Origin of the sequence: Streptomyces sp. NPDC060031 (assembly GCF_042736805.1) — a bacterium.
Taxonomy (GTDB): domain Bacteria; phylum Actinomycetota; class Actinomycetes; order Streptomycetales; family Streptomycetaceae; genus Streptomyces.
In genome coordinates this window covers 97,161-124,147 of the sequence record NZ_JBHWVM010000010.1, presented here as the reverse complement: position 1 = coordinate 124,147, position 26,987 = coordinate 97,161, and the positions used below count along the sequence as shown (strand labels likewise).

28 protein-coding genes are annotated in these 26,987 nt (G+C 71.6%); 26 read left to right on the top strand and 2 right to left on the bottom strand.

The features are described 5' to 3' along the window. Positions 1 to 23 precede the first annotated feature (23 nt). The 5 genes from ACFWB8_RS06810 to ftsH all read left to right on the top strand — a co-directional run bounded on the left by ACFWB8_RS06810 (position 24) and on the right by ftsH (position 7,977). A complete protein-coding gene (locus ACFWB8_RS06810) occupies positions 24 to 1,370 on the top strand; it encodes an ammonium transporter (RefSeq protein ID WP_385223411.1) in 1,347 nt (448 codons plus the stop codon). Next, positions 1,367 to 1,705 carry a P-II family nitrogen regulator gene (locus tag ACFWB8_RS06805; RefSeq protein ID WP_365917489.1) on the top strand — a complete coding sequence of 113 codons (339 nt, stop codon included), beginning with the start codon at positions 1,367 to 1,369 and terminating at the stop codon, positions 1,703 to 1,705. Before ACFWB8_RS06810 ends, ACFWB8_RS06805 begins: the two co-directional genes overlap by 4 nt. A 17-nt stretch (positions 1,706 to 1,722) precedes the next feature. Further along, positions 1,723 to 4,149 (top strand): [protein-PII] uridylyltransferase, encoded by a 2,427-nt coding sequence (locus ACFWB8_RS06800; protein ID WP_385223410.1) that lies wholly within the window; start codon positions 1,723 to 1,725, stop codon positions 4,147 to 4,149. A gap of 191 nt (positions 4,150 to 4,340) precedes the next feature. Then, on the top strand, positions 4,341 to 5,915 hold the full coding sequence (ffh, locus tag ACFWB8_RS06795; RefSeq protein ID WP_385223408.1) for a signal recognition particle protein: 1,575 nt from the start codon (positions 4,341 to 4,343) through the stop codon (positions 5,913 to 5,915). Positions 5,916 to 6,147: 232 nt separating this feature from the next. After that, the gene (gene ftsH, locus ACFWB8_RS06790; RefSeq protein WP_385223425.1) at positions 6,148 to 7,977 is read left to right on the top strand and encodes an ATP-dependent zinc metalloprotease FtsH; all 1,830 of its coding nucleotides are present in this window, start codon (positions 6,148 to 6,150) and stop codon (positions 7,975 to 7,977) included. A 15-nt stretch (positions 7,978 to 7,992) separates the two neighbouring features. Here the strand turns inward: ftsH and ACFWB8_RS06785 are convergent, their stop codons facing one another. Next, positions 7,993 to 8,679 (bottom strand): class I SAM-dependent methyltransferase, encoded by a 687-nt coding sequence (locus tag ACFWB8_RS06785; RefSeq protein ID WP_385223406.1) that lies wholly within the window; start codon positions 8,677 to 8,679, stop codon positions 7,993 to 7,995. Positions 8,680 to 8,810: 131 nt separating this feature from the next. On the opposite strand from ACFWB8_RS06785, the gene proS reads away from it, so the two are divergent. The 18 genes from proS (at position 8,811) to ACFWB8_RS06695 (ending at position 23,276) form a co-directional block, all read left to right on the top strand. Further along, entirely contained in the window at positions 8,811 to 10,223 is a 1,413-nt protein-coding gene (gene proS, locus ACFWB8_RS06780) for a proline--tRNA ligase (protein WP_385223404.1), read from the top strand. A 191-nt stretch (positions 10,224 to 10,414) separates the two neighbouring features. Further along, positions 10,415 to 11,011 (top strand): hypothetical protein, encoded by a 597-nt coding sequence (locus ACFWB8_RS06775; protein ID WP_385223402.1) that lies wholly within the window; start codon positions 10,415 to 10,417, stop codon positions 11,009 to 11,011. A 281-nt stretch (positions 11,012 to 11,292) separates the two neighbouring features. Continuing rightward, the gene (gene rpsP, locus ACFWB8_RS06770; protein ID WP_385223400.1) at positions 11,293 to 11,730 is read left to right on the top strand and encodes a 30S ribosomal protein S16; all 438 of its coding nucleotides are present in this window, start codon (positions 11,293 to 11,295) and stop codon (positions 11,728 to 11,730) included. A 2-nt stretch (positions 11,731 to 11,732) separates the two neighbouring features. After that, a complete protein-coding gene (locus ACFWB8_RS06765) occupies positions 11,733 to 11,972 on the top strand; it encodes an RNA-binding protein (RefSeq protein WP_030011889.1) in 240 nt (79 codons plus the stop codon). Between the two features lie 81 nt (positions 11,973 to 12,053). Beyond that, entirely contained in the window at positions 12,054 to 12,644 is a 591-nt protein-coding gene (rimM, locus tag ACFWB8_RS06760; RefSeq protein WP_385223398.1) for a ribosome maturation factor RimM, read from the top strand. Continuing rightward, on the top strand, positions 12,644 to 13,465 hold the full coding sequence (gene trmD, locus ACFWB8_RS06755) for a tRNA (guanosine(37)-N1)-methyltransferase TrmD (protein WP_385223396.1): 822 nt from the start codon (positions 12,644 to 12,646) through the stop codon (positions 13,463 to 13,465). Before rimM ends, trmD begins: the two co-directional genes overlap by 1 nt. Positions 13,466 to 13,598: 133 nt before the next feature. Continuing rightward, a complete protein-coding gene (gene rplS / locus ACFWB8_RS06750; RefSeq protein ID WP_365917480.1) occupies positions 13,599 to 13,949 on the top strand; it encodes a 50S ribosomal protein L19 in 351 nt (116 codons plus the stop codon). Positions 13,950 to 13,993: 44 nt separating this feature from the next. Then, positions 13,994 to 14,716: a signal peptidase I gene (gene lepB / locus ACFWB8_RS06745; protein ID WP_385223394.1), complete on the top strand. Its 723-nt coding sequence runs from the start codon at positions 13,994 to 13,996 to the stop codon at positions 14,714 to 14,716. Beyond that, on the top strand, positions 14,709 to 15,581 hold the full coding sequence (gene lepB / locus ACFWB8_RS06740) for a signal peptidase I (protein ID WP_385223392.1): 873 nt from the start codon (positions 14,709 to 14,711) through the stop codon (positions 15,579 to 15,581). The genes lepB (ACFWB8_RS06745) and lepB (ACFWB8_RS06740) overlap by 8 nt, the downstream gene beginning before the upstream one ends. 113 nt (positions 15,582 to 15,694) lie before the next feature. Further along, complete coding sequence (lepB, locus tag ACFWB8_RS06735) at positions 15,695 to 16,606, top strand: signal peptidase I (RefSeq protein WP_385223390.1); 912 nt, start codon at positions 15,695 to 15,697, stop codon at positions 16,604 to 16,606. A 42-nt stretch (positions 16,607 to 16,648) separates the two neighbouring features. Then, positions 16,649 to 17,428, top strand: a complete 780-nt coding sequence (lepB, locus tag ACFWB8_RS06730; RefSeq protein WP_385223388.1) for a signal peptidase I — start codon at positions 16,649 to 16,651, stop codon at positions 17,426 to 17,428. Further along, positions 17,418 to 17,963 carry an NUDIX hydrolase gene (locus ACFWB8_RS06725; RefSeq protein ID WP_385223386.1) on the top strand — a complete coding sequence of 182 codons (546 nt, stop codon included), beginning with the start codon at positions 17,418 to 17,420 and terminating at the stop codon, positions 17,961 to 17,963. Before lepB (ACFWB8_RS06730) ends, ACFWB8_RS06725 begins: the two co-directional genes overlap by 11 nt. A gap of 55 nt (positions 17,964 to 18,018) precedes the next feature. Next, a complete protein-coding gene (locus ACFWB8_RS06720) occupies positions 18,019 to 18,327 on the top strand; it encodes a DUF2469 domain-containing protein (protein WP_005311352.1) in 309 nt (102 codons plus the stop codon). A gap of 135 nt (positions 18,328 to 18,462) precedes the next feature. Beyond that, positions 18,463 to 18,834 (top strand): YraN family protein, encoded by a 372-nt coding sequence (locus tag ACFWB8_RS06715; RefSeq protein ID WP_385223384.1) that lies wholly within the window; start codon positions 18,463 to 18,465, stop codon positions 18,832 to 18,834. Continuing rightward, on the top strand, positions 18,834 to 20,450 hold the full coding sequence (locus ACFWB8_RS06710) for a YifB family Mg chelatase-like AAA ATPase (protein ID WP_385223382.1): 1,617 nt from the start codon (positions 18,834 to 18,836) through the stop codon (positions 20,448 to 20,450). The genes ACFWB8_RS06715 and ACFWB8_RS06710 overlap by 1 nt, the downstream gene beginning before the upstream one ends. Continuing rightward, positions 20,447 to 21,580 carry a DNA-processing protein DprA gene (gene dprA / locus ACFWB8_RS06705; protein WP_385223380.1) on the top strand — a complete coding sequence of 378 codons (1,134 nt, stop codon included), beginning with the start codon at positions 20,447 to 20,449 and terminating at the stop codon, positions 21,578 to 21,580. The genes ACFWB8_RS06710 and dprA overlap by 4 nt, the downstream gene beginning before the upstream one ends. A gap of 239 nt (positions 21,581 to 21,819) precedes the next feature. Beyond that, entirely contained in the window at positions 21,820 to 22,656 is an 837-nt protein-coding gene (whiG, locus tag ACFWB8_RS06700) for an RNA polymerase sigma factor WhiG (protein ID WP_385223378.1), read from the top strand. A 62-nt stretch (positions 22,657 to 22,718) separates the two neighbouring features. After that, entirely contained in the window at positions 22,719 to 23,276 is a 558-nt protein-coding gene (locus ACFWB8_RS06695) for a TetR/AcrR family transcriptional regulator (RefSeq protein WP_385223424.1), read from the top strand. A 119-nt stretch (positions 23,277 to 23,395) separates the two neighbouring features. Here ACFWB8_RS06695 and ACFWB8_RS06690 read toward each other — a convergent pair whose 3' ends face one another. Next, positions 23,396 to 23,857, bottom strand: a complete 462-nt coding sequence (locus ACFWB8_RS06690; RefSeq protein ID WP_385223377.1) for a M23 family metallopeptidase — start codon at positions 23,855 to 23,857, stop codon at positions 23,396 to 23,398. 249 nt (positions 23,858 to 24,106) lie between these two features. On the opposite strand from ACFWB8_RS06690, the gene rpsB reads away from it, so the two are divergent. The 3 genes from rpsB to pyrH all read left to right on the top strand — a co-directional run bounded on the left by rpsB (position 24,107) and on the right by pyrH (position 26,959). Next, a complete protein-coding gene (rpsB, locus tag ACFWB8_RS06685) occupies positions 24,107 to 25,045 on the top strand; it encodes a 30S ribosomal protein S2 (protein ID WP_385223375.1) in 939 nt (312 codons plus the stop codon). A gap of 135 nt (positions 25,046 to 25,180) precedes the next feature. Continuing rightward, positions 25,181 to 26,017, top strand: coding sequence for a translation elongation factor Ts (gene tsf / locus ACFWB8_RS06680; RefSeq protein WP_385223373.1), 837 nt, complete (start codon positions 25,181 to 25,183; stop codon positions 26,015 to 26,017). 162 nt (positions 26,018 to 26,179) lie between these two features. Further along, complete coding sequence (gene pyrH / locus ACFWB8_RS06675; protein WP_385223371.1) at positions 26,180 to 26,959, top strand: UMP kinase; 780 nt, start codon at positions 26,180 to 26,182, stop codon at positions 26,957 to 26,959. Positions 26,960 to 26,987 lie beyond the last annotated feature (28 nt).

Here is a 26,987-nt window from a genome sequence, read left to right as displayed (position 1 = left end):
GTACCGACGACGAGGAGACGCCGATGGCATCAGCCATCACGACCCTCGCGGCAGACGCCCCGACGCTGTCTGCCGCGAACACCGGGTTCATGCTCATCTGCTCCGCCCTGGTCATGCTGATGACCCCGGGCCTCGCCTTCTTCTACGGAGGCATGGTCCGCGTCAAGAGCAGTCTCAACATGCTCATGATGAGCTTCATCAGCCTCGGGATCGTCACGATCCTGTGGGTCCTCTACGGCTTCAGCCTCGCCTTCGGCACCGACTCCGGCTCCCTCATCGGCTGGAACTCCGACTACGTCGGCCTCAGCGGCATCGGCATCACCGAGCTCTGGGACGGCTACACCATCCCGGTCTACGTCTTCGCCGTCTTCCAGCTGATGTTCGCCGTCATCACCCCCGCCCTGATAAGCGGTGCGCTGGCCGACCGCGTGAAGTTCAGCGCCTGGGTCCTGTTCATCACCCTCTGGGTCACCATCGTCTACTTCCCCGTCGCCCACTGGGTCTGGGGCGCCGGCGGCTGGCTCTTCGAGCTCGGCGTCATCGACTTCGCGGGCGGCACCGCCGTCCACATCAACGCGGGCGCCGCGGCCCTCGGCGTGATCCTCGTCATCGGCAAGCGCGTCGGCTTCAAGAAGGACCCGATGCGCCCGCACAGCCTCCCGCTCGTGATGCTCGGCGCCGGTCTGCTGTGGTTCGGCTGGTTCGGCTTCAACGCCGGATCCTGGCTCGGCAACGATGACGGCGTCGGCGCGGTCATGTTCGTCAACACCCAGGTCGCCGCCGCCGCCGCCATGCTCGCCTGGCTGGCGTACGAGAAGCTGCGCCACGGCTCCTTCACCACCCTCGGCGCCGCCTCCGGCGCGGTCGCCGGCCTCGTCGCCATCACCCCCTCCGGCGGCTCCTGCTCCCCGCTCGGCGCGATCGCCATCGGCGCCATCGCCGGTGTCGTCTGCGCCATGGCCGTGGGCCTGAAGTACAAGTTCGGCTACGACGACTCCCTCGACGTGGTCGGCGTCCACCTCGTCGGCGGTGTCATCGGCTCCCTCCTCGTCGGCCTCTTCGCCACCGGCGGGGTCCAGTCCGAGGCCGCGGGCCTCTTCTACGGCGGCGGTCTGGAGCAGCTCGGCAAGCAGGCCGTGGGAGTCTTCGCCGTCCTCGCCTACTCTCTCGTGGCGTCCGCGGTACTCGCCCTCCTCATCGACAAGACGATGGGGATGCGCGTACCCGAGGACGACGAGGTGTCCGGCATCGACCAGGTCGAACACGCCGAGACGGCCTACGACTTCAGCGGAGCCGGCGGCGGTTCCTCCTCGCGGAGCACCGCCGCACCGACCCCCGTTGCCGCCGCGAGCAAGAAGGTTGACGCATGAAGCTGATCACCGCGATCGTCAAGCCCTACCGGCTGGACGAGATCAAGGAAGCCCTCCACCGGTTCGGCGTCCACGGCCTCACGGTCTCCGAGGCCAACGGATACGGCCGCCAGCGCGGCCACACCGAGGTCTACCGGGGCGCCGAGTACACGGTGGACCTCGTACCGAAGATCCGCGTCGAGGTGGTCGTCGAGGACGACGACGCCGAGGACGTGATGCGGGTCATCGTCGAGGCCGCCCAGACCGGCAAGATCGGCGACGGCAAGGTGTGGAGCATCCCCGTGGACTCGATCATCCGGGTCCGCACCGGCGAGCGCGGCGCTGACGCGCTCTAGGTGACGGGAGCTCCTGGGTGACGAGCGTCGAAGAGACCACGGACCACACGGCCGACTCGGGACCCAGCGGGTACGCCGCGGCCCGGCTGCGACTCCTCCAGGAGGAGTCGCGGTCCGGGCCTTCGCGGCGTTCCGCCCTGGCCGGCCTGACCGACGACTGGCTGAAGGCGCTGTTCGCGGCCGCCGTACGGGAGACGGGGGTCCGGGGCGCCGCCCTGGTCGCCGTCGGCGGCTACGGACGCGCCGAACTCTCCCCGCGCAGCGACCTCGACCTGGTGCTGCTCCACGACGGCAAGGCCGACGCGAGCGCGCTCAGCACGCTCGCCGACCGGCTCTGGTACCCGGTGTGGGACCTGGGCGTCGCCCTGGACCACTCGGTGCGCACCCCGGCACAGGCCCGCAAGACCGCCGCCGAGGACCTCAAGGTGCACCTCGGGCTGCTGGACGCCCGGCCCGTCGCGGGCGACGTCGGGCTGCTCGCCGCGCTGCGCACCTCCGTACTGGCCGACTGGCGAAACCAGGCGGTCAAGCGCCTGCCCGAGCTGCACTCCCTGTGCCGCGAGCGGGCCGACCGGGCCGGGGAGCTCCGCTTCCTGCTGGAACCCGACCTCAAGGAGGCCCGCGGCGGGCTCCGGGACGTCACCGCACTGCGGGCCGTGGCGGCGTCCTGGCTGGCCGACGCCCCGCGCGAGGGCCTCGCCGAAGCCCGGCGGCGGCTGCTCGACGCGCGGGACGCGCTGCACCTGGTGACGGGCCGCGCCACCGACCGGCTCGCGCTCCAGGAGCAGCCGCAGGTCGCCGCCCAGCTCGGGCTGCTCGACGCGGACGCGCTGCTGCGCGAGGTGTACGAGGCCGCGCGGGTGGTCTCGTACGCCGGTGACGTGACCTGGCGGGAGGTCGGGCGTGTGCTGAGGGCGCGGGCGGCCCGGCCGAGGCTGCGCGGGCTGCTGGGCACCCGGGGGGCCCCGGCGGTGGAGCGTGCGCCGCTGGCCGAGGGGGTCGTGGAGTCCGACGGCGAGGCCGTACTGGCCCTGGCCGCGCGCCCGGACCGGGACCCGGTGCTCCCGCTGCGCTTCGGCGCGGCGGCCGCGCAGGCGGGTCTGCCCGTGTCCCTGCACGCCGTACGGAGGCTCGCGGCGCAGGCCAAGCCCCTGCCGGTGCCCTGGCCGGCCGAGGCGCGCGAGCAACTGCTGACCCTGCTGGGGGCGGGCGAGCCGACGGTGGCCGTCTGGGAGGCGCTGGAGGCGGAGGGCCTGATCACCCGGCTGCTCCCGGACTGGGAGCGGGTGCGGTGCCGGCCCCAGCACAACCCGGTGCACACCTGGACGGTGGACCGGCACCTGATCGAGACGGCGGTGCGGGCCTCGGCGCTCACCCGCCGGGTCGGCCGCCCCGACCTGCTGCTGATGGCCGCCCTGCTGCACGACATCGGCAAGGGCTGGCCCGGGGACCACTCGGTGGCGGGGGAGACGATCGCGCGCGACGTGGCCGTACGCCTCGGCTTCGACGCGCCGGACGTGGCCGTGCTCGGCACGCTCGTACGCCACCACCTGCTGCTGGTCGACACCGCGACGCGGCGGGACCTGGACGATCCGGCGACCGTGAAATCGGTGGCGGACGCCGTCGGGTCGCCCGGCACGCTGGAGGTACTGCACGCGCTGACCGAGGCCGACGCCCTGGCCACCGGGCCGGCCGCGTGGAGCGCGTGGCGCGGCTCGCTGGTGGCGGACCTCGTCGCACGGGTCGCGGCCGTCCTGCGGGGTACGGTGCCCGCCGTCACGGAGCTGGAGATCCCGACGACGGAGCAGGAACGCCTCGCGGTGGAGGCGCTGCGCACCCGCGAGCCGGTGCTGGCGCTGCACGCCCGCCAGGAGGAGGACGCCGTCGGGGTGGAGCTGGTGGTGGCCGTCCCCGACCAGCCGGGGGTCCTCCCGGCGGTGGCGGGGGTGCTGGCACTGCACCGGCTGACGGTCCGGGCGGCCGACCTGCGCTCCCTGGAGCTGCCGGACCAGCTCGGCGAGGTCCTGGTGCTGCGCTGGCGGGTGGCCGCGGAGTACGGCTCCCTGCCGCAGGCGGCCCGGCTGCGTACGGACCTGGTCCGGGCACTGGACGGCTCGCTGGACGTCCCGGCGAAGCTCGCGGACCGCGAGGCGGCGTACCCGCGCCGGCGGGGTGTGGTCCCGCCGCCGCCCCGGGTCGTGGTGGTCCCGGAGGTCTCCTCCCTGGCCACCGTCCTGGAGGTCCGGGCCCCCGACGCCGTCGGGCTGCTGCACCGGATCGGGCGGGCGCTGGAGGGCGGCGGCGTCCGGGTGCGCAGTGCGCACGTCTCCACCCTCGGCGCGAACGCGGTGGACACGGTGTACGTGGTCGACGCGGACGGCAAACCCCTGCCCCCGCGGGAGGCCGCCGCCCTGGCGAGCACGGTGCAGGCGGCCCTGTCGTAGCCCGGGACCGCGCGCCTCGGACCCCGACGAGGGCGGCGGGCGGCATCAGCCGAAACCGGCCCCGCCGGGGTTTGAGGTGCGGGGTCCGGTGCGGAGCCCCGGGATTGCCGCCCGCGGGGCCTGGCCGGTGGCGCGGCCCGATACCCTGGGGGACGACCACACCGCCCCCGACCCGAGGAATCGCGACCACCGTGTTCGATACGCTTTCCGACCGCCTCAGCGCGACCTTCAAGTCCCTCCGGGGCAAAGGCCGCCTCTCCGAGCAGGACATCGACGCTGCGGCGCGGGAAATCCGTATCGCCCTCCTCGAGGCCGACGTCGCACTTCCCGTGGTCCGCTCCTTCATCGCGAACGTCAAGGAGCGCGCCCGCGGCGAAGAGGTCTCCAAGGCCCTGAACCCGGGCCAGCAGGTCCTCAAGATCGTCAACGACGAGCTGGTCTCCATCCTCGGCGGCGAGACCCGGCGGCTGCGGTTCGCCAAGACCGCCCCCACCGTGATCATGCTGGCCGGTCTCCAGGGTGCCGGTAAGACCACCCTCGCCGGAAAGCTCGGCCTGTGGCTCAAGGGGCAGGGCCACGCCCCGCTCCTCGTCGCGTGCGACCTCCAGCGCCCCAATGCCGTCAACCAGCTCTCCGTGGTCGCGGAGCGCGCCGGCGTCGCGGTCTACGCGCCCGCGCCCGGCAACGGCGTCGGCGACCCGGTCCAGGTGGCCAAGGACTCCATCGAGTACGCGCGCACCAAGCAGTACGACGTGGTCGTCGTCGACACCGCCGGCCGTCTCGGCATCGACGCCGAGCTGATGCAGCAGGCCGCGGACATCCGCGACGCCGTCAGCCCCGACGAGATCCTCTTCGTCGTCGACGCCATGATCGGCCAGGACGCGGTCAACACCGCCGAGGCCTTCCGCGACGGCGTCGGCTTCGACGGCGTCGTGCTCTCGAAGCTCGACGGCGACGCCCGCGGTGGCGCGGCGCTCTCCATCGCGCACGTCACCGGCAAGCAGATCATGTTCGCCTCGAACGGCGAGAAGCTCGACGAGTTCGACGCGTTCCACCCCGACCGCATGGCGGGCCGGATCCTCGACATGGGTGACATGCTCACCCTCATTGAGCAGGCCGAGAAGACCTTCAGCCAGGCCGAGGCCGAGAAGATGGCGGCCAAGCTGGCGAAGGGGCCGAAGGAGTTCACGCTCGACGACTTCCTGGCCCAGATGGAGCAGGTCCGCAAGATGGGCTCCATCTCCAAGCTGCTCGGCATGCTCCCGGGCATGGGTCAGATCAAGGACCAGATCAACAACATCGACGAGCGCGACGTGGACCGCACCGCCGCGGTCATCAAGTCGATGACCCCGGCCGAGCGCCAGGACCCGCACATCATCAACGGCTCGCGCCGCGCCCGTATCGCCAAGGGTTCCGGCGTCGAGGTCAGCGCCGTGAAGTCGCTCGTCGAGCGCTTCTTCGAGGCCCGCAAGATGATGTCCCGCATGGCTCAGGGCGGCGGCATGCCCGGGATGCCGGGCATGCCGGGCATGGGTGGCGGCCCCGGCCGGCAGAAGAAGCAGGTCAAGCAGGCCAAGGGCAAGCGCAAGAGCGGCAACCCGATGAAGCGCAAGGAAGAGGAGGCCGCGGCCGCCCTGCGCCGCGAGCAGGGCCCGCAGGCCGAGGAGCCCGCGGCCGGCGGCAACCCGTTCGGCCTTCCGACCGGTGGCGCCCAGCCCGGTCAGGACTTCGACCTCCCGGACGAGTTCAAGAAGTTCATGAAGTAGGACGTACGCCAGTACGCGGGGGAGGCCCCGGCCGCACTCGTGACCCCCAGGTCGCGCGGCCGGGGCCCTCCCTTTTTGTGTGGGCAATGATCAGGTTTGTCCTTTATCGTCGGCCGGGAGGACGGCATAAGGAGGCCACGTGCCCAGCCCCACCCCCGTACCGCCGCGCGACCGGGCCGACACCCCCTGGCGCTCGGAGGGCGCACCGCCCACCCCGCCGCCCAAGAAGAAGATGCCCGGCGGCTGGCGGGGGCTGATCCTCGCCGCGCTCATCGTCTACCTGATCACCAACCTCGTGCTGTCCTTCTTCAACGAGGGCGACGAGCCGACGGTCTCCTACACGGAGTTCAGCAAGCAGGTAGCCGACGGCAACGTCTCGAAGATCTACTCCAAGGGCGACGCCATCCAGGGCCAGCTGAAGAACAAGCAGCCCGTGCCCGACGGGGGCAAGGGCGACTACACCAAGTTCGTCACCCAGCGCCCGGCCTTCGCCGACGACGAGTTGTGGGCCAACCTCACCAAGCACAACGTCAACGTCACCGCCTCCCCGGTGGTCGTACAGCGCAGCTTCCTGGCCAACCTGCTGATCTCGCTCGCCCCGATGCTGCTCCTGGTCGGCCTGTGGCTGCTCATCGCCCGCCGGATGGGATCGGCGATGGGCGGCATGGGCGGGCTCGGCCGCAAGGCTCCGCCGAAGCCGGTGGAACTGGAGGAGGGCGCCACGCGCACCACCTTCGAGGACGTGGCCGGCATCGACGAGGTCACCGGCGAGCTCAACGACGTCGTCGACTTCCTCAAGAACCCGGAGCAGTACCGCAAGATGGGCGCCCGGATGCCGGGCGGTGTCCTGCTGGCCGGCCCGCCGGGGACCGGCAAGACCCTGCTGGCCCGCGCGGTCGCGGGGGAGGCCGGGGTGCCCTTCTTCTCCGCCTCCGCCTCCGAGTTCATCGAGATGATCGTCGGTGTGGGCGCCTCCCGGGTGCGCGAACTCTTCTCCGAGGCACGGAAAGTGGCCCCCGCGATCGTCTTCATCGACGAGATCGACACGATCGGACGGGCCCGCGGCGGCGGCGCCGCCATGGGCGGCCACGACGAGCGCGAGCAGACCCTGAACCAGATCCTCACCGAGATGGACGGCTTCTCCGGCTCGGAGGGCGTGGTCGTCCTGGCCGCGACCAACCGAGCGGACGTCCTGGACCCCGCGCTGACCCGCCCCGGCCGCTTCGACCGCACGGTGGCCGTCTCCCCGCCGGACCGCGCCGGCCGCGAGGCGATCCTGCGCATCCACACCCGGGAGATCCCGCTGGCCCAAGGCGTCGACCTGGCCCAGGTGGCCCGCACGACCCCGGGCATGACCGGAGCCGAGCTCGCCAACCTGGCCAACGAGGCGGCCCTGCTGGCGGTCAAGCGCCAGCAGAGCGCGGTGACCCAGTCGGACCTCTCGGACGCGCTGGAGAAGGTTCAGCTGGGCGCCGAGCGGCCGCTGGTCATGCCGGAGGAGGAGCGCCGCCGTACGGCGTACCACGAGAGCGGCCACGCCCTGCTGGGCATGCTCCAGCCGGGCGCCGACCCGGTCCGCAAGATCACCATCGTGCCGCGCGGCCGGGCCCTGGGCGTGACCCTGTCCACCCCGGACGCGGACCGCTACGCGTACACGGAGGAGTACCTCCGCGGCCGCATCATCGGCGCGCTGGGCGGCATGGCGGCCGAGCAGACCGTCTACAACGTCGTCACGACGGGCGCGGAGAACGACCTCGAACAGGTCACCAACATCGTGCGCGGGATGGTCGGACGCTGGGGCATGAGCGAGCGCGTCGGCAAGCTCACCGCCATCCCGTCCGACGGGCAGGGTCCGTACGGCCTGTCCGCCGCCCCCGCCACCCTCGACGCGGTCGACCACGAGATGCGCCGCATCGTGGACGAGTGCTACGTGGAGGCCTGCCGGCTGCTCGTGGAGAACCGGCACAAGCTGGACGCCCTCGCGCAGGCGCTGCTGGCGAACGAGACGCTGGAGGAGGCCGCCGCCTACGCCGCCGCGGGCATCACCCGGCTGACCAAATGACGCCCCCGCACGGCCTCAGGCCGTGCGGGCCACCACGTAGCGAAAGATGTTCGGCAGCCAGACGGCTCCGTCCGGCCGCTCGTACGGGTGAAGGGACTCCGCCAGCTCCTTCTCCGCCACCGCGGGATCACCCGCCGCGGCCCCGTCGTACAGGCCCGTCGACAGCAGCCCCCGCACCGCGCTGTCCACGTCCGCGTACCCGAAGGGGCAGAACACCCTCCCCGAGCCGTCCGGCCGCAGGCCCGCCCGCTCGACCGCCGCGTCCAGATCCCGCGGCTCGGGGCCGCCGCCCAGCACCGCCGGCACCGTGCACCGCTCCGGCGGACCCCAGTCGGCCAGCACCACCGCGCCGCCCCGCCGGACCGCGGGCAGCGCCGCGGCCAGGGATCCCGGGCCGGGCGAGAAGGCCAGCAGGACGTCGTACGGGCGCGCCGTGGGCACCGGGGGAGCCGCCACCACCTCCAGCAGCCGCTCCCTCGCCAGTGCGCGCCGTGCCGGATCCGGCTCCACGCCGGTGGCCGAGGCGCCCCGCCCCGCGGCCAGCAGCAGGGGCAGTCCGGCCCCGCAGTCCAGGCCGAGCAGCCGGTCGCCGGGGCCGACCTCCAGCCGGTCGTAGACCGCCTCGTACAGCGGTACCAGCATCCGTTCCTGGATCTCCGCCCAGTCCCGGGCGACGAGCGTCGCCGTCGGCGTCGGTGTCATCGAAAGAGCGCTCCTGATTCCATGTCGCCCCCATGTCCCCGCTGCCAGAGAACTCCCGATTCGCCCCGGCGTCCAGAGGAGTGCGCCACCCGATTCACGCTCGGCGCGCCCGGCGCCGTACCATTCGCGCCATGGCAAAGGCACCCGTTCTCACCCCTCAGGCGGAGGATTTCCCCCGCTGGTACCAGGATCTGATCAACAAGGCCGAGCTGGCCGACAATGGTCCGGTCCGCGGCACCATGGTCATCCGGCCGTACGGCTACGGCCTGTGGGAGCGGATGCAGCAGGAGATGGACGCGCGCATCAAGGACGCGGGCGCCCAGAACGCGTACTTCCCGCTGTTCATCCCGCAGTCGTACCTGACGAAGGAAGCGGAGCACGTCGAGGGCTTCGCCCCCGAGCTCGCGGTCGTCACGCACGGCGGCGGCAAGGAGCTGGATGAGCCGGTCGTCGTCCGGCCCACCTCCGAGACGATCATCAACGACTACTTCTCCAAGTGGGTCCAGAGCTACCGCGACCTGCCGCTGCTGATCAACCAGTGGGCCAACGTGGTCCGCTGGGAGATGCGCCCGCGCGTGTTCCTCCGTACGAGCGAGTTCCTGTGGCAGGAGGGCCACACGGCCCACACCACGTACGAGGACGCCCGCGACTACGCCGCCCGGATCCACCGCGACGTCTACGGCGACTTCATGACGAACGTGCTCGGCATCGACGTCGTGCTCGGCCGCAAGACCGCCAAGGAGCGCTTCGCCGGCGCCATCAACACCCTCACCCTCGAGGGCATGATGGGCGACGGCAAGGCCCTGCAGCTGGGCACGAGCCACGAGCTGGGCACCAACTTCGCCAAGGCCTTCAACACCCAGTACCTGTCGAAGGAAGGCAAGCAGGAGCTCGTCTGGCAGACCTCGTGGGGCGTCTCGACCCGCATGGTCGGCGGCCTGATCATGTCGCACGGAGACGACAACGGCCTGCGGGTCCCGCCGCGCCTCGCGCACGTCCAGGTCGTCGTCATGGCGATCAAGGGCGACGAGGCCGTCACCAAGGTCCGCGAGCTCGGCGCCCAGCTGAAGGCCGCCGGTCTCCGCGTGCAGGTCGACGACCGCGTGGACACCCCCTTCGGCCGCCGCGCCGTGGACTGGGAGCTCAAGGGCGTACCGGTCCGCATCGAGATCGGCCCCCGCGACCTGGAGGCCGGCACCGCGATGCTGGCCCGCCGCATCCCGGGCGGCAAGACCCCGGTGCAGATCGACGCGCTCGCCGACCTGCTGCCCAAGGTGCTCGAGGAGGACCAGGCGCAGCTGCTGCGCGAGTCCCGCGAGCGCCGTGAGGCCCGTACCTCCGACGTCTCGACCATCGAGGAGGCCGCCGAGGCCGCCATCGCCGGCGGCTGGGCGCGGATCCCGTGGGCCGACCTCGGCCCCGAGGGCGAGGCCAAGCTGGCCGAGCAGGCCGTCTCCGTGCGCTGCCTGATCGCGGCCGACGGTTCGGTTCCGGAGACGGACGACGCCCCCGGTACCCTCGCGATCGTCGCGCGCTCGTACTGAGTGACTCCTGCACCCCGGCGTGCGGCCTCGTGCCGCGCGCCGGGGTGTAGTCGTCATTACGTACCGACTCCTCCTGAGATCGGCGCACCCGTCCTCCTCGGGACGCATGAGACTGAACTGACTGGTACGTGCAAAAAATTTGGAATGGCCCGGAATCGGAACACCGGGGCACCCCGGCTCGTTGTCACGACGTGAGCACGACACCACCTGTTCTCGCCGCAGAGCTGGCGCAGGCGTGGGCCGATATTCAGCGGTACCACCCCGAGCTGCCTGACCTTGCCGCGCCCGAGTCCCTGATCGGAGAGTCCTCGTCCGCCTGTGGCGCCGAGCTCTCCTTCGAGCGACTGCTGCACGAGGCAGTCCACGGCATCGCCGCAGCGCGCGGAGTGCGTGACACCTCGCGCGCAGGCCGCTACCACAACCGCAGATTCCTCGCGATCGCCGAGGAGATGGGGCTGGACCACTCCGACGAGCCACACGCGAGCAGCGGCTTCTCGCTGGTCTCGCTCAACCCCGAGGCGAAGCGGCGCTACCGCCCGACCATGGAGCGCCTCCAGCGGGCGCTCAAGGCGCACACCGTCGCCACGGCCGCCGACACCAAGCGCAGCTTCCGCGGGCCGGCCGCCCGCCACGGCTCCTCCGGCGGCGGGGTGCGCGTCAAGGCGGTGTGCGACTGCGGGCGCAATGTGCGGGTCGTCCCGTCCGTGCTGGCCCAGGCCCCGATCGTGTGCGGCGGCTGCATGAAGCCCTTCCGCATCCCCGAGGTCGCCATCGCGGCGGCCTCCTGAGCCGCCGGGCGCGGCCCGGGCCCCGCGCGTTCGTCGGCGGGCCGACCGGCCGTTCGGCCCGTGAGCGGGCGGCCGGCCCGGACCGACGGTCTCATCCCGGGTGCGGGATCTCCTCGCGGCTGAGCGCGCCGCAGGCGTATGGCACAATGGCTAGCTGTACTCGACAGTCGCATAGGACCCCTCTCTCCTCCGGCTGACGCGTCCATCGGGCATCCGAGTACCGCAACCCCACGTGGCATCTCATGTGCCCAACCACGTCAAGTTCAGGAGACACCACTCCAGTGGCAGTCAAGATCAAGCTCAAGCGCCTCGGCAAGATTCGCCAGCCGCACTACCGCATCGTCGTCGCCGACGCCCGCACCCGCCGTGACGGTCGCGCGATCGAAGAGATCGGTATCTACCACCCGACGTACAACCCGTCGCGCATCGAGGTCAACGCCGAGCGTGCGCAGTACTGGCTGTCCGTTGGTGCCCAGCCCACCGAGGCTGTGCTCGCCATCCTGAAGCTGACCGGTGACTGGCAGGCGCACAAGGGCCTCCCGGCCCCCGCGCCGCTGCTGCAGCCGGAGACGAAGGAGAGCAAGCGTCGCACCTTCGACGAGTTCGCCAAGGCCCTCGAGGGCATCGGCGAGGGCAAGGGCGAGGCCATCACGCAGAAGAAGAAGGCCGACAAGAAGGCGGACGAGGCTGAGGCCACCGCCGAGTCGACCGAGGCCTGATCATGCTCGAGGAGGCTCTTGAGCACCTCGTGAAGGGCATTGTGGACAACCCCGACGAAGTGCAGGTCGCCTCGCGCAACCTGCGCCGCGGGCAGGTGCTCGAGGTCCGGGTTCACCCCGACGACCTCGGCAAGGTGATCGGCCGCAACGGCCGCACCGCACGTGCTCTGCGTACCGTCGTGGGCGCCATCGGCGGCCGCGGGATCCGCGTCGACCTCGTCGACGTGGACCAGGTCCGCTGAGAAGTTGAATCACCGGCACGGGCCGGGGAGGGCACCAGTGCCCGCCCCGGCCCGTCGTCGTCTGAACAGGAGAGACAGAGAGTGCAGCTGGTAGTCGCGCGGATCGGCCGCGCCCACGGGATCAAGGGTGAGGTCACGGTCGAGGTACGGACCGATGAGCCGGAGCTGCGGCTCGGGCCCGGTGCCGTGCTCCAGACCGAACCGGCGTCGGCGGGACCGCTGACCATCGAGACGGGCCGGGTGCACAGCGGCAGGCTGCTGCTGCGCTTCGCGGGAGTCAAGGACCGCTCCGGCGCCGAGGCCCTGCGCAACATCCTGCTCATCGCCGAGGTGGACCCGGCGCAGATGCCGCAGGAGCCGGACGAGTACTACGACCACCAGCTGATGGACCTCGACGTCGTCCTGGAGGACGGCACCGAGATCGGCCGGATCACCGAGATCTCCCACCTGCCCTCGCAGGACCTCTTCATCGTGGAGCGGCCGGACGGCACCGAGGTGATGATCCCCTTCGTCGAGGAGATCGTCGCCGAGATCGACCTGGTCGAACAGCGCTGCGTCATCACCCCGCCCCCCGGCCTGATCGACGAGCGCGACGCGGTCATCGACTCGACCCGTGACGAGGCCCCCGGGGAAGACGCCGCAGCGGAAGACGCCGCAGGGGAAGACGCCTGATGCGTCTCGACGTCGTCACGATCTTTCCCGAGTACCTGGAGCCGCTCAACGTCTCCCTCGTCGGCAAGGCGCGGGCGCGCGGGCAGCTCGACGTACACATCCATGACCTGCGGGAATGGACGTACGACCGGCACAACACGGTGGACGACACCCCGTACGGCGGCGGTCCCGGCATGGTCATGAAGACCGAGCCGTGGGGCGAAGCCCTGGACGCGGCGCTCGCCGACGGCTACGAGGCCGGCGCGCACGGCCCCGTCATGGTCGTCCCCACCCCCAGCGGCCGGCCGTTCACCCAGGAACTCGCCGTCGAGCTCTCCGAGCGCCCCTGGCTGATCTTCACCCCGGCCCGGTACGAGGGCATCGACCGCCGGGTCATGGACGAGTACGCCACCCGCATCCCGGTCTACGAGGTCTCCATCGGCGACTACGTGCTGGCCGGCGGCGAGGCGGCCGTCCTGGTCGTCACCGAGGCCGTGGCGCGGCTGCTGCCCGGGGTGCTCGGCAACGCCGAATCGCACCGGGACGACTCCTTCGCGCCCGGCGAGATGGCCAACCTGCTGGAGGGGCCCGTCTACACCAAGCCCCCGCAGTGGCGCGGCCGCGGCATCCCGGAGGTGCTGCTCAGCGGTCACCACGGGAAGATCGCCCGCTGGCGCCGGGACGAGGCCTTCCGCCGCACCGCGCTGAACCGGCCCGACCTGATCGAGCGCTGCGAGGCCTCCGCCTTCGACAAGAAGGACCGGGAAGCGCTCAGCATCCTGGGCTGGAAGCCGACCCCCGACGGCCGATTTTGGCGTAGGCCCGAGGCCGTGGAAGAATAGGCGGCTGCTGTGTGCTCGCGTGCGCCCCTGCCACAGGGGGAACGTCGCCCGCCGAGTGACACGGCTTCCGAACTCTCTACGGAAACCCGCACCGGCGACCTGTGGCGTCGTGCGAAGAAAGCAGACGAAGAACATGTCTCACCTGCTCGATGGCGTCAACGCCGCCGCGCTCCGCTCGGACGTCCCGGCCTTCCGCCCGGGTGACACGATCAACGTGCACGTCCGCGTGATCGAGGGCAACCGCTCCCGTATCCAGCAGTTCAAGGGTGTTGTCATCCGTCGCCAGGGCTCTGGCGTCTCCGAGACCTTCACCGTTCGCAAGGTCTCCTTCAGCGTCGGCGTGGAGCGTACCTTCCCGGTCCACTCCCCGATCTTCGAGAAGATCGAGCTCGTCACCCGCGGTGACGTGCGCCGTGCGAAGCTGTACTACCTCCGTGAGCTCCGCGGCAAGGCCGCGAAGATCAAGGAGAAGCGCGACAACTGAGGTCCCCTCCGGGGTCCGGGGTCGGCCGGATAGGCTCGCCCCCGATGGACACCGAAGCACCTCACACGCAGCGCGGCCACTCTTCCCCCGGCGAGGGGGAGGAGCGGCCGCGTTTTGCGTTTCCCGGGGCCCGCTCCTTGCTGACCTGGCGGCGCGCGGGGCTGCTCGGCGCGGCCTGCACCGTCTTCCTGCTGCTGCTCAGCAATTTCGTGGTCCAGCCGTTCCTGATCCCGAGCCGGTCGATGGAGCCGACGCTGGAGGTCGGGGACCGGGTGCTGGTCAACAAGCTGGCGTACCGTTTCGGCGACGAGCCGCGACGGGGTGACCTGGTGGTGTTCGACGGCACGGGCTCCTTCGTACGGGAACGCCCGGCGGACAATCCGATCGGTACGGCCCTGCACGGCGCGGGCTCGGCGCTCGGCCTCGCGGAGCCTTCCGACACCGATTTCGTCAAGCGGGTCGTGGGTGTCGGGGGCGACGACGTGGTGTGCTGCGACGCCGGCGGCCGGATCAAGGTCAACGGGGTCGCGCTGGAGGAGCCGTACCTGTTCCCCGGCGACGAACCCTCGAAGGTGCCCTTCCGCATCGTCGTACCCCTTGGGACCCTGTGGGTCATGGGTGATCATCGTTCCCAGTCCCGGGACTCCCGGGACCACCTGGGGGAACCGGGCGGGGGGATGGTGCCGGTGGAGAAGGTGATCGGGCGGGCCGACTGGATCGGCTGGCCCGTCTCGCGCTGGGGTTACGCGGGCGGCGGACATGGGTAGCCGGGGCCGGCCCCGGGCCGAACGGGAGCCCGAACCGGAACCGGAGCTGGAACCGGAGCCGGAGCCGGAGCCGGTCGCCGTGCCGGAAGGCGGCGGCCGGGCCGAACGGCGCCGGCTGGCGCGCCGCGTCCGGCGGCGCCGACGCACCCGCCGGGCGGGGGAGCTGCCCCTGCTGGTGGTGGTCGCGCTGTGCATCGCCCTGCTGCTCAAGACCTTCCTGGTGCAGGCCTTCTTCATCCCGTCGGGCTCCATGGAGCAGACGATCCGGATCGGCGACCGCGTGCTCGTGGACAAGCTGACGCCGTGGTTCGGCTCCAAGGTCGAGCGCGGCGACATCGTCGTGTTCAAGGACCCCGGGGGCTGGCTCAGCGGAGAGGCGGCCCGGCCCGCGCCGGACCCGGTCGTGGTCAAGCAGATCAAGCAGACCCTGACCTTCATCGGTCTGCTGCCCTCGGCCGACGAGCAGGACCTGATCAAGCGCGTCATCGGGGTCGGCGGGGACACCGTCAAGTGCTGCGACGCCCGGGGCCGGGTCACGGTCAACGGCTCGCCGCTCGACGAGCCGTACGTGAACCCGGGCAACTCCCCCTCGGAGATCCGTTTCGAGGTGCAGGTGCCGCAGGGGCGGCTGTTCGTCATGGGTGACCACCGGGCGAACTCCGCCGACTCCCGCTACCACCTTGACGAGGGCTTCCAGGGCACCGTCGACGAGGACGGGGTCGTGGGCGAGGCCGTCGTCATCGCCTGGCCCTTCGGCCACTGGCAACGGCTGGAACAGCCCGCCACCTTCCGCATGGTGCCCGATCGGGCGCGTCGCGGGCGGCGCGCGCCCCGTCGGCGCCGCGGGGGCGCGTCGTTCGCATAGTGTGTCCTCGGTCTCCCGCGCCTTCGGGAACTCCCGCTCGTTAAGGGAGGGGAGGGCCCGTGTCTGATCCGGTACGGGCGGCGAATCCGAGTGAGGGAGTGGATGTGGGGGATGTGGCGGTAGGCGCACGATCCGGACGCGATGAAGGCGATGAGCGGCCGGACGATGCCGTCGAGCACAAGGCCGCCGAGGGTGAGGACGCTGACGCTGGCAAGGCCGCGCGCCCGCACCGCTCGTTCTGGAAGGAGCTGCCGCTCCTGGTCGGCATCGCCCTCCTCCTCGCTCTGCTGATCAAGACCTTCCTGGTGCAGGCGTTCTCGATCCCGTCCGACTCGATGCAGAACACCCTGCAGCGCGGCGACCGGGTGCTCGTGGACAAACTGACCCCGTGGTTCGGCTCGGAGCCCGAGCGCGGCGAGGTCGTGGTCTTCCACGACCCGGCGAACTGGCTGTCCGGGGAGCCCACCCCGGAGCCGAACTTCGCGCAGAAGGCCCTCAGCTGGATCGGCCTGATGCCGTCGGCTGAGGAGAAGGACCTGATCAAGCGGACCATCGCCATCGGCGGTGACACGGTCGAGTGCAAGAAGGGGGGACCGGTCGTCGTCAATGGCAAGGAGCTCGACGAGCCGTACATCTACCCCGGCAACACCCCGTGCGACGACGCCCCGTTCGGCCCGATCACCGTGCCCAAGGGCAAGATCTGGGTCATGGGCGACCACCGCCAGAACTCCCAGGACTCCCGCTACCACATGCAGGACTCCACCCAGGGCTTCGTGCCGGTCGACAAGGTCGTCGGGCGCGCCGTGGTCGTCGCCTGGCCGGTCACCCGCTGGGCCACGCTCCCGGTCCCGGACACCTTCGACCAGCCGGGCATCGGCAACCAGGCCAAGGCCACCGCGCTCGGCCTCGGGGCCTCCGGGCTGGGGCCGGTCGGGCTCGCTCCGGCCGCGCTGGGACTCACCGGCGCGGTACCGGTCGTACTGTGGCGCCGCCGGAGGCTGACCAGCGGGCGTACCGCCGGGTAGGGTGCCGCCCAGGTCGACGATCTCCGGGTTGGGGTTGCTGCAATGGGCGGAACACAGGCAGGACGAGCGATACGTGGCGACGGTGGCCGCGGCGGTCTCGGCAACGTGTTGTCGGGTCTCGCCGTGGCCATCGGCTTTGTGCTCTTCCTCGGTGGTTTCGTGTGGGGAGCGCTCGTGTACCAGCCGTACACGGTGCCGACCGATTCGATGATGCCGACGGTCAGGCCCGGGGACCGGGTGCTGGCGCAGCGGATCGGCGGCGGCGAGGTGCGCCGCGGCGACGTGGTGATCTTCACCGACACCGCGTGGAGCGATTCGCCCATGGTCAAGCGGGTCGTCGGTGTCGGCGGGGACACGGTCAAGTGCTGTGGCGCCGGTGGGCGGCTGACCGTGAACGGCAAGGAGCTGGACGAGCCGTACATCGAGGAGGAGAAGCTCGATGTGGTCGGCGCGCCGGACGCGGGCGCCTCGCGGACGGCGTTCGAGGTGACCGTGCCCGAGGGCAACCTCTTCTTGCTGGGCGACCGGCGAGGTGCCTCGCTGGACTCCCGGGCGCACCTGCAGGAGGCCGGACAGGGGACGGTGGCCCGGTCGGCGGTCAGTGCCCGGGTCGACGCCGTGGCCTGGCCCTCGGTGTCGATGCTGGAGCGGCCGCAGACGTACGCCGGCCTGCCCGGCGGGATCTCCCGGTCCGGACCGCTGCGGCTGCAGCTGACCGCGGTCCTGGCCGGAGCCGCCCTGGTGGTGCTGGGGGCCGCCTACGGGCCGGTCGTACGGGTCCTCGGGCGCGGGCGGCGGCAGGAGCGGGCCGGTGCCCGCTGACGCTGGGCAGGGCGCGGACGCGTCGGCCTCCGCTTCGGCGGCGGGGCCTGGCGAGGGCCCGCGGAAGGTGTCACGGGTGATCCTGCTGGACCCGGACGACCGGATCCTGCTGCTGCACGGCTTCGAACCGGCGGACCCGGCGGACAGTTGGTGGTTCACCCCGGGCGGCGGCCTGGAGGGCGAGGAGAGCCGGGAGCAGGCCGCGCTGCGGGAGCTGGCCGAGGAGACCGGCATCACCGAGGTGGAGCTGGGGCCCGTGCTGTGGCAGCGGTACTGCTCCTTCCCCTTCGACGGGCGGCGCTGGGAGCAGGACGAGTGGTACTTCCTGGCCCGTACGGCGCAGACGGTGACCGAGATGGGCGGGCTCACCGAGCTGGAGCGGCGCAGCGTCACCGGAGCCAGGTGGTGGACCTCCGAGGAACTTCTCACGGCACATGAGACGGTGTACCCGACCAGACTCGCCGAGCTGCTCCGTACGCTGCTCGTCGACGGGCCTCCGGGTGCGCCGGTGATCCTGGCCCCGGAAATCGTTTAGGGGCGCGAGGGCCTGGCGCACAATAGGGGGACGCACGGCTGAAGGGGAACATGCCATGAGTGCCGAGGACCTCGAGAAGTACGAGACCGAGATGGAGCTGAAGCTCTATCGCGAGTACCGCGACGTCGTCGGGCTGTTCAAGTATGTGATCGAGACCGAACGCCGTTTCTACCTCACCAACGACTACGAGATGCAGGTGCACTCGGTCCAGGGCGAGGTGTTCTTCGAGGTCTCGATGGCCGATGCCTGGGTCTGGGACATGTACCGGCCGGCCCGCTTCGTGAAGCAGGTGCGGGTGCTGACCTTCAAGGACGTGAACATCGAGGAGCTCAACAAGAGCGACCTCGAACTTCCGGGCAGTTGAGAGGCCGGCTCCTCGCAGGTTCTCCCGCAGATTCCCTCGCAGGGGTGAGGGCGTTGTCCACAACGCCCCGGTTGTCCACCAAGATCCACAAGGTGGGCGGGGACACGGGATCTTCGGTGCCGGAGGTGGTGCCGGATGAACGCGAAGGGCGTGGCACAGCAAGCATTGGGGCGGTACGGCGAGGAGCTCGCGGTCAGGCGGCTGACCGAGGCCGGGATGACCGTCATCGCACGGAACTGGCGGTGCCGTAGCGGGGAGATCGACATCGTCGCGCGGGACGGGGACGCCCTCGTCCTGTGCGAGGTCAAGACCCGGCGGGCGGGGGAGTTCGAGCACCCCATGGCCGCCCTGCGGCCGGGCAAGGCCGAGCGACTGCGCCGGCTCGCCGGGCGCTGGCTCGCCGACCACGGCGGACCACCCCCGGGCGGGGTGCGCATCGACCTCGTGGGTGTCCTGCTGCCGCGGCGCGGTGCGCCCGTGGTGGAGCACGTCAGGGGGGCGGCCTGATGGGGTTCGCGCGGGCCTGCTCGGTCGCCCTGGCGGGCGTCGACGGCGTGGTGGTGGAGGTGCAGGCCGATCTGGAACCGGGGGTCGCCGCCTTCACCCTGGTGGGGCTGCCCGACAAGACCCTGGTCGAGAGCCGCGACCGGGTGCGGGCCGCCGTGGTGAACTCGGGCGCCGCCTGGCCGCAGAAGAAGCTCACTGTCGGGCTCAGCCCGGCCTCGGTGCCGAAATCCGGCGCCGGCTTCGACCTGGCCGTGGCCGTGGCGGTCCTGGGCGCCGCCGAGGTGGTCGACCCCCGGGCCATCGCCGATCTCGTACTCATCGGGGAGCTGGGCCTGGACGGCCGGGTGCGACCGGTCCGGGGGATCCTCCCGGCGGTCCTCGCCGCCGCCGAGGCGGGCTACCGGCAGGTGGTGGTGCCCCAGCAGTGCGCCGCCGAGGCCGCCCTCGTCCCGGACGTCTCGGTGCTGGGCGTGCGCAGCCTGCGCCAGCTCATCGCGGTCCTGACCGACGGCGTGGTCCCGGACGAAGAGCCCCCGGACCACCCGGGGCGCCCCGACCCGATACTGGCGGGCCTGACCCTCCCGGGTGCGGGCCTGGGCATCGTGAGTTCCGCCGGGGGCGCGGAGGGGCTGGACCTCGCGGACGTGGCGGGGCAGCGCTCCGCCCGGCGGGCCCTGGAAGTGGCCGCGGCCGGGGGACACCACCTCTTCCTGAGCGGTCCTCCCGGAGCGGGAAAGACACTCCTGGCCGAGCGGTTGCCGGGAATCATGCCCCCGCTCACCCGGCAGGAGTCGCTGGAGGTCACCGCCGTCCACTCGGTCGCCGGGATCCTGCCGCCGGGCGAGCCCCTCGTGACCGCCGCGCCGTACTGCGCGCCCCACCATTCCGCGACGATGCAGGCCCTGGTCGGCGGCGGCAGCGGATTGCCGAGACCCGGCGCGGTCTCGCTGGCACACAAAGGAGTGCTGTTCCTCGACGAAGCACCGGAGTTCCGTCCCCAGGTGCTGGACGCGCTGCGCCAACCCCTCGAGTCGGGGCGGATCGTGGTGGCCCGCGCGGCCGGGGTGGTGCGTCTGCCCGCCCGCTTCCTGATGGTGCTGGCGGCCAATCCGTGCCCCTGCGGGCGGCACACCCTGCACGGTGCGGGCTGCGACTGCGCACCCTCCTCCATCAGGCGCTACCAGGCCCGGCTGTCCGGTCCGCTGCTGGACCGGGTGGATCTGCGCATCGGGGTGGAGCCGGTCAGCCGGTCCGACCTGCTGACCGAACAGGGGCGGGGCGAGGACAGCGCCACCGTCGCCGAACGGGTCAGGGAGGCGCGCTCGCGAGCGGCGCACCGCCTGGCCGACACCCCCTGGAGGATCAACAGCGAGGTCCCCGGGCGCGAGCTGCGCACGCGCTGGCAGCCCGCCCCCGGAGCGCTCGCCCAGGCCGAGCGGGACCTGGAGCGAGGGCTGCTCACCGCCCGCGGCCTCGACCGGGTGCTGCGGGTCGCCTGGACCGTGGCGGACCTCGCGGGACGGGACCGCCCCGACTCGCTCGACGTGGCCGTGGCGCTCGAACTGCGTACGGGGATCGCACGGGGGGTCCCGCTCCTGACCGGGGAGCGGTCATGACGCCGGAGGTGCTCGCGCGGGTGGCGTTGACGCGGGTGCTGGAGCCCGGCGAGGAGATCGGGGGGCGGTGGCTGCGGGAGCACGGGGCCGTCGGGCTGGTACGGCTGCTGGGCGGGAGCGAGGAGGAGGCGGGGGTGTTGGGCGGGGTGGGGGCGGACCGGCTCGCCGGGTACCGCAGGCGGGCCGCCCTGGCCGATCCTTGGCGCGACCTCGAGACCGCCGCCGAGGCGGGCTGCCGGTTCGTCTGCCCGGGGTCGGCGCAGTGGCCGACCCAGTTGGACGACCTCGGCGACGCCCGGCCCGTCGGGCTGTGGCTGCGGGGCCGGCCGGACCTGCGGACCTGGGCGCTGCGCTCCGTCGCCCTGGTCGGGGCCCGCGCCTGCACCCCGTACGGGGCGCACATGGCCCAGACCCTGGCCGCCGGGCTCACCGAGCGGGGCTGGGTGGTCGTCTCCGGCGCGGCGTACGGGATCGACGCCGCCGCCCACCGCGGAGCCATCTCCTCGGGCGGAGCCACGGCCGCGGTGCTGGCCTGTGGGGTGGACGTGGCGTACCCCCGAGGGCACTCCGGGCTGCTCGGCCGGATCGCCGCCCAGGGGCTGGTCATCGGGGAGCTGCCGCCCGGCAGCCACCCCACGCCCAGCCGGTTCGTCCTGCGCAACCGCGTCATCGCCGCCCTCACCCGGGGCACGGTCGTGGTCGAGGCGGCCCTCCGCAGCGGATCCCTGGTCACCGCCCGCCGGGCCCGTGAGCTCGGGCGGCTGACCATGGGCGTCCCGGGGCCCGCCACCAGCGGGCTCTCCGCAGGGGTGCACGAGCTGCTGCGCGGCGAGGCGACGCTCGTCACCGACGCCGCCGAGGTCATCGAACTGGTCGGCGCCATCGGCGAACTGGCACCGGCGCGCCGCGGCCCGGTCCTCGCCCGCGACCTCCTGGACCGGGACACCGCCCGGGTGCTCGAAGCGCTCCCGGCCGGCCGCCTCGCGAACCTGGAGGAGGTGGCCCTCGCCGCGGGCACCGGCACCGATGAAGTCATCGGCAGACTGTACGAACTTCACTCTCTGGGGTTCGTCGAACGGCTGGGCGACGGCTGGCAGTTGACCCGACAATCACCTGGAGGAGGCACATAAACCGGTGGCGTGCGGCGAGGCGGTCATTGACCTGGGGCGTTCCGGTGAAAGAGTGAAGCCGATGAGAGACGCGGCCTTCCCGGTGGCACCCGCCGGGACCGTGCGCCAGGCGCCGGTCCCGGGCCGCCCGCGCGAGTCGGGACGCCCGTGCGGCCCTGCGGGATCCCGTACTCTTCGCGCACCGCGACACCACCGTCACGCTACGCTCCCAACGAATCCGGCTCCGGCAAAGGCGAAGCATGCCCCAGCACACCTCAGGGTCTGACCGCGCTGCGGTGCCCCCCGCTGCCCGCGGCGGCGTGCGGTCCACCGCGCCCTCGTCCCTGGAGGTGCTGTGGCGCTCGTACAAGGACTCGGGTGACGAGCGGCTGCGGGAGCAGCTGATCCTGCACTACTCGCCGCTGGTGAAGTACGTGGCGGGCCGGGTCAGCGTCGGCCTGCCGCCCAATGTCGAGCAGGCCGACTTCGTCTCCTCCGGGGTCTTCGGGCTGATCGACGCGATCGAGAAGTTCGACATCGAGCGGTCCATCAAGTTCGAGACGTACGCGATCACCCGCATCCGGGGCGCGATGATCGACGAGCTGCGGGCGCTGGACTGGATCCCGCGCTCGGTCCGGCAGAAGGCGCGGGCCGTGGAGCGGGCCTACGCCACGCTGGAGGCCCAGCTGCGCCGCACCCCGACAGAGAGCGAGGTCGCCGGCGAGATGGGGATCGGCGTGGAGGAACTCCACACGGTCTTCAGTCAGTTGTCGCTGGCCAACGTCGTCGCCCTGGAGGAGCTGCTGCACGCCGGCGGGGAGGGCGGCGACCGCCTCTCGCTGATGGACACCCTGGAGGACACCGCCGCGGACAACCCGGTGGCGGTGGCCGAGGACCGCGAGCTGCGCCGGCTGCTGGCCCGGGCGATCAACACCCTGCCCGAGCGGGAGAAGACGGTGGTGACCCTCTACTACTACGAGGGCCTCACCCTGGCCGAGATCGGCAACGTGCTGGGCGTCACCGAGAGCCGCGTCAGCCAGATCCACACCAAGTCCGTGCTGCAGCTGCGGGCGAAGCTGGCGGATGTCGGGCGCTGACGCCCCTTGACCTTGCGGCAGCTCCGTAGAGTGGACGCGTGCCCAGGATTCGAGCGGCCTCCGTGGCCGAGCACCGGTCGATGCAGCGCGGCGCCCTGTTGGACGCCGCGCGTTCCCTGCTGTCCGAAGGCGGGACGGAAGCGCTGACCTTCCCCGCCCTCGCGGAGCGGACCGGGCTCGCCCGGTCCTCCGTGTACGAGTACTTCCGGTCCCGCGCCGCCGTCGTCGAAGAGCTGTGTGCGGTCGACTTCCCCGTGTGGGCGGCCGAGATCGAGGCGGCGATGTCCGAGGCGGGGTCGCCGGAGGCGAAGATCGAGGCGTACGTGCGCAGTCAGCTGGGGCTGGTGGGCGACCGGCGGCACCGGGCGGTGGTGACGATCTCCGCCGGCGAGCTGGACGCCGGGGCGCGGGAGAAGATCCGTGCGGCGCACGGTGGGCTCGTCGCGATGATCGTCGAGGCCCTGAGCTCCCTGGGGCAGGCGGAGCCGAAGCTGGCCGCGATGCTGCTCCAGGGCGTGGTCGACGCCGCCGTTCGGCGGATCGAGCTCGGGGCGGCCGAGGATCCTGCCGTTGTCACCGAGGCCGCCGTCGCCATGGCGCTGCGGGGCGTCCGGGGCTGAGGTCCCCGGGGCTCCGCCCCCGGACCCCGCGCCTCAAACGCCGGCGGGCTGAAGGTCGCCTCAAACGCCGGTGGGGCTGAAAGGTCGCCTCAAACGCCGGCGGGGCTGGGCGGGGGGTCTCATAGGGGGCCGGGGACCGGTAGCAGGCGTGGGGTCGGGCGGGGGGCGAGGGTCAGCGGGTTGAGGTAGGTCTCGCCCGCCAGGAGGCCCCAGTGGAGGCACGGGGCCGGGCAGTGGGAGCCCGCCGTCAGGACCGCCACCACCTGGCCCGCCGCGACCTGCTCGCCCTCCGCGACCAACGGGCGGACCGGCTCGTACGTCGTGCGCAGGCCGTTCGGGAGCGTGAGCGAGAGCACCCCGCGGCCCGCGACCTGGCCCGCGTAGTGGACCCGGCCGGCGGCGACGGCGCGCAGCTCCGCGCCCACCGGCGCGGACAGGTCCACCCCGCGGTGCCCGGCCGCGTACGGACCCGGCGGCGGATCCCACCAGCGGGCCACCGACAAGGGCGCGGGCAGCGGGCGGATCCCGGGCGCGGCGGCCTGGAGCAGGGTCAGGAAAAGGCTGAGCAGCAGTGTCGTCATGCCGCTCAGGGTCCCGCCCGCGGCCGGCCGGCGCCGGGGCCTGTGGGCGGTCCGGCGGGTGTGGACAACGGCGTCACCCGGCATGGCGCCGGGTCCCGTACACTTCTTGTGGCGATCCGGGTCACCGGGTCGACTTCGCACGCCCCAGCACCAGCCCGAAAAGGCCTGGTGACAGCGTCTCTCGGTCCCTCAGCGGGGCAGGGCGCGTCGGGGCGTCAGGAACCAAACCGAGAAACCAAGGAGATGGCCATGGCCGTCGTAACGATGCGGGAGCTGCTGGAAAGCGGCGTCCACTTCGGTCACCAGACCCGCCGCTGGAACCCGAAGATGAAGCGCTTCATCTTCACGGAGCGCAACGGCATCTACATCATCGACCTGCTCCAGTCGCTGTCGTACATCGACCGCGCCTACGAGTTCGTGAAGGAGACCGTCGCCCACGGCGGTTCCATCATGTTCGTCGGTACCAAGAAGCAGGCCCAGGAGGCCATCGCCGAGCAGGCGACGCGCGTTGGCATGCCGTACGTCAACCAGCGCTGGCTCGGTGGCATGCTCACCAACTTCTCCACCGTCTACAAGCGCCTTCAGCGTCTGAAGGAGCTTGAGGCGATCGACTTCGAGGACGTCGCCGCCTCGGGTCTCACCAAGAAGGAGCTCCTGGTCCTCTCCCGCGAGAAGATCAAGCTGGAGAAGACCCTCGGTGGTATCCGCGAGATGTCGAAGGTCCCCAGCGCGGTCTGGATCGTCGACACCAAGAAGGAGCACATCGCCGTCGGTGAGGCGCGCAAGCTCCACATCCCGGTCGTCGCGATCCTCGACACCAACTGCGACCCCGACGAGGTCGACTACAAGATCCCGGGCAACGACGACGCGATCCGCTCCGTCACCCTGCTCACCCGCGTGATCGCCGACGCCGTCGCCGAGGGCCTCATCGCCCGCTCCGGCGCTGCGACCAGCGACTCGAAGCCGGGCGAGAAGGCCGCCGCCGAGCCGCTCGCCGAGTGGGAGCGCGACCTGCTCGAGGGCGACAAGAAGGCTGACGACGCCGAGGCCGCTCCGGCCGAGGCCGCCGCCGAGGTCGAGGCTGAGGTCGAGGCTGAGGCTCCGGCCGCCGCCGAGGCCGAGGTCGAGGCCGCTCCGGCCGCCGCCGAGGTTGTCGAGGCCCCGGCCGCCGACGCCGAGCAGGCCTGACCCACTGAGAGCGCCCGGCGTTCACGCGCCGGGCACTCGCAGCACGGACGATGACGGCGGGGGAGCCGCGCCACATGCGCGGCGCCTCCGCCGTTCACCCGTAGATCTACGACTTCGAGAGAGAATCCCAGACTCATGGCGAACTACACCGCCGCTGACGTCAAGAAGCTCCGCGAGCTCACCGGCGCCGGCATGATGGACTGCAAGAACGCGCTCGTGGACTCCGACGGTGACGTCGACAAGGCCATGGAAGCGCTCCGTATCAAGGGTCAGAAGGGCGTCGCCAAGCGCGAGGGCCGTTCTGCCGAGAACGGTGCCGTCGTCTCCCTCATCTCCGACGACAACACCTCCGGTGTCCTCGTCGAGCTGAAGTGCGAGACGGACTTCGTCGCCAAGGGCGAGAAGTTCGTGGCCGTCGCCAACCAGCTCGCCGCCCACGTCGCCGCGACCTCCCCCGCCGACATCGAGGCGCTCCTCGCGTCCGAGATCGAGGCCGGCAAGACCGTCCAGGCGTTCGTGGACGAGGCCAACGCCAACCTCGGCGAGAAGATCGTCCTGGACCGCTTCACGCAGTTCACCGGCGGTTACGTCTCGTCGTACATGCACCGCACGATGCCCGACCTGCCGTTCCAGATCGGCGTCCTGGTCGAGCTCGACAAGGAGAACGCCGAGGTCGCCCGCGGCGTCGCGCAGCACATCGCCGCGTTCGCCCCGCAGTGGCTCTCCAAGGAAGACGTTCCGGCCGAGAAGGTCGAGTCCGAGCGTCGCATCGCCGAAGAGGTCACCCGCGCGGAGGGCAAGCCCGAGGCTGCCCTGCCGAAGATCGTCGAGGGTCGCATCAACGGCTTCTTCAAGGACGCCACCCTGCTCGGCCAGCCGTACGCGCTGGACAACAAGAAGTCCGTCCAGAAGGTTCTGGACGAGGCCGGTGTCACCCTGAAGCGCTTCAGCCGCATCAAGGTCGGCATCTGAGTCTGTCCGTACGCGACGGACACCGGGCCCCGGTAGGGTCTGAGGCAGTCGTCCGCGCTCGCGCAGGGCGACCGCAGATCTGACGAGGAGGCCATTGCCGTAGAGGGAACCGCAAGGACCCACCGGCAATGGCCTTCTTCGTATGTGCACGAGGAGATCTCCATGAATCAGGGCGTGGACCCCCACACCGCATCCGACGACAAGAGCGACCAGGACAAGAAGGGCCGCCGCTTCATGCTGAAGCTGTCGGGCGAGGCCTTCTCCGGTGGCGGAGGACTCGGCGTCGATCCCGACGTCGTCCACGCCATCGCGCGTGAGATCGCCGCGGTGGTCCGCGACGGCGCGGAGATCGCCATCGTGATCGGCGGCGGCAACTTCTTCCGCGGTGCCGAACTCCAGCAGCGCGGCATGGACCGGGCCCGGTCCGACTACATGGGCATGCTCGGCACCGTCATGAACTGCCTCGCTCTCCAGGACTTCCTGGAGAAGGAGGGCATCGACTCGCGCGTCCAGACGGCCATCACCATGGGCCAGGTCGCGGAGCCGTACATCCCGCTGCGTGCCGTGCGCCACCTGGAGAAGGGCCGCGTCGTGATCTTCGGCGCGGGCATGGGCATGCCCTACTTCTCCACCGACACCACGGCCGCCCAGCGCGCCCTGGAGATCGACGCCGAGGCCCTGCTCATGGGCAAGAACGGCGTCGACGGGGTCTACGACTCCGACCCGAAGAAGAACCCGGAAGCGGTGAAGTTCGACGCGCTGGAGTACGGCGAGGTGCTCTCCCGTGACCTCAAGGTCGCCGACGCCACCGCCATCACCCTGTGCCGCGACAACAAGCTGCCGATCCTGGTCTTCGAACTGCTCGCCGAGGGCAACATCGCCCGCGCCGTCAAGGGTGAGAAGATCGGCACGCTCGTGAGCGACCAGGGCACCCGGGCCTGAGCCCACCGCTGCCGGGCCGCGCCCTGCC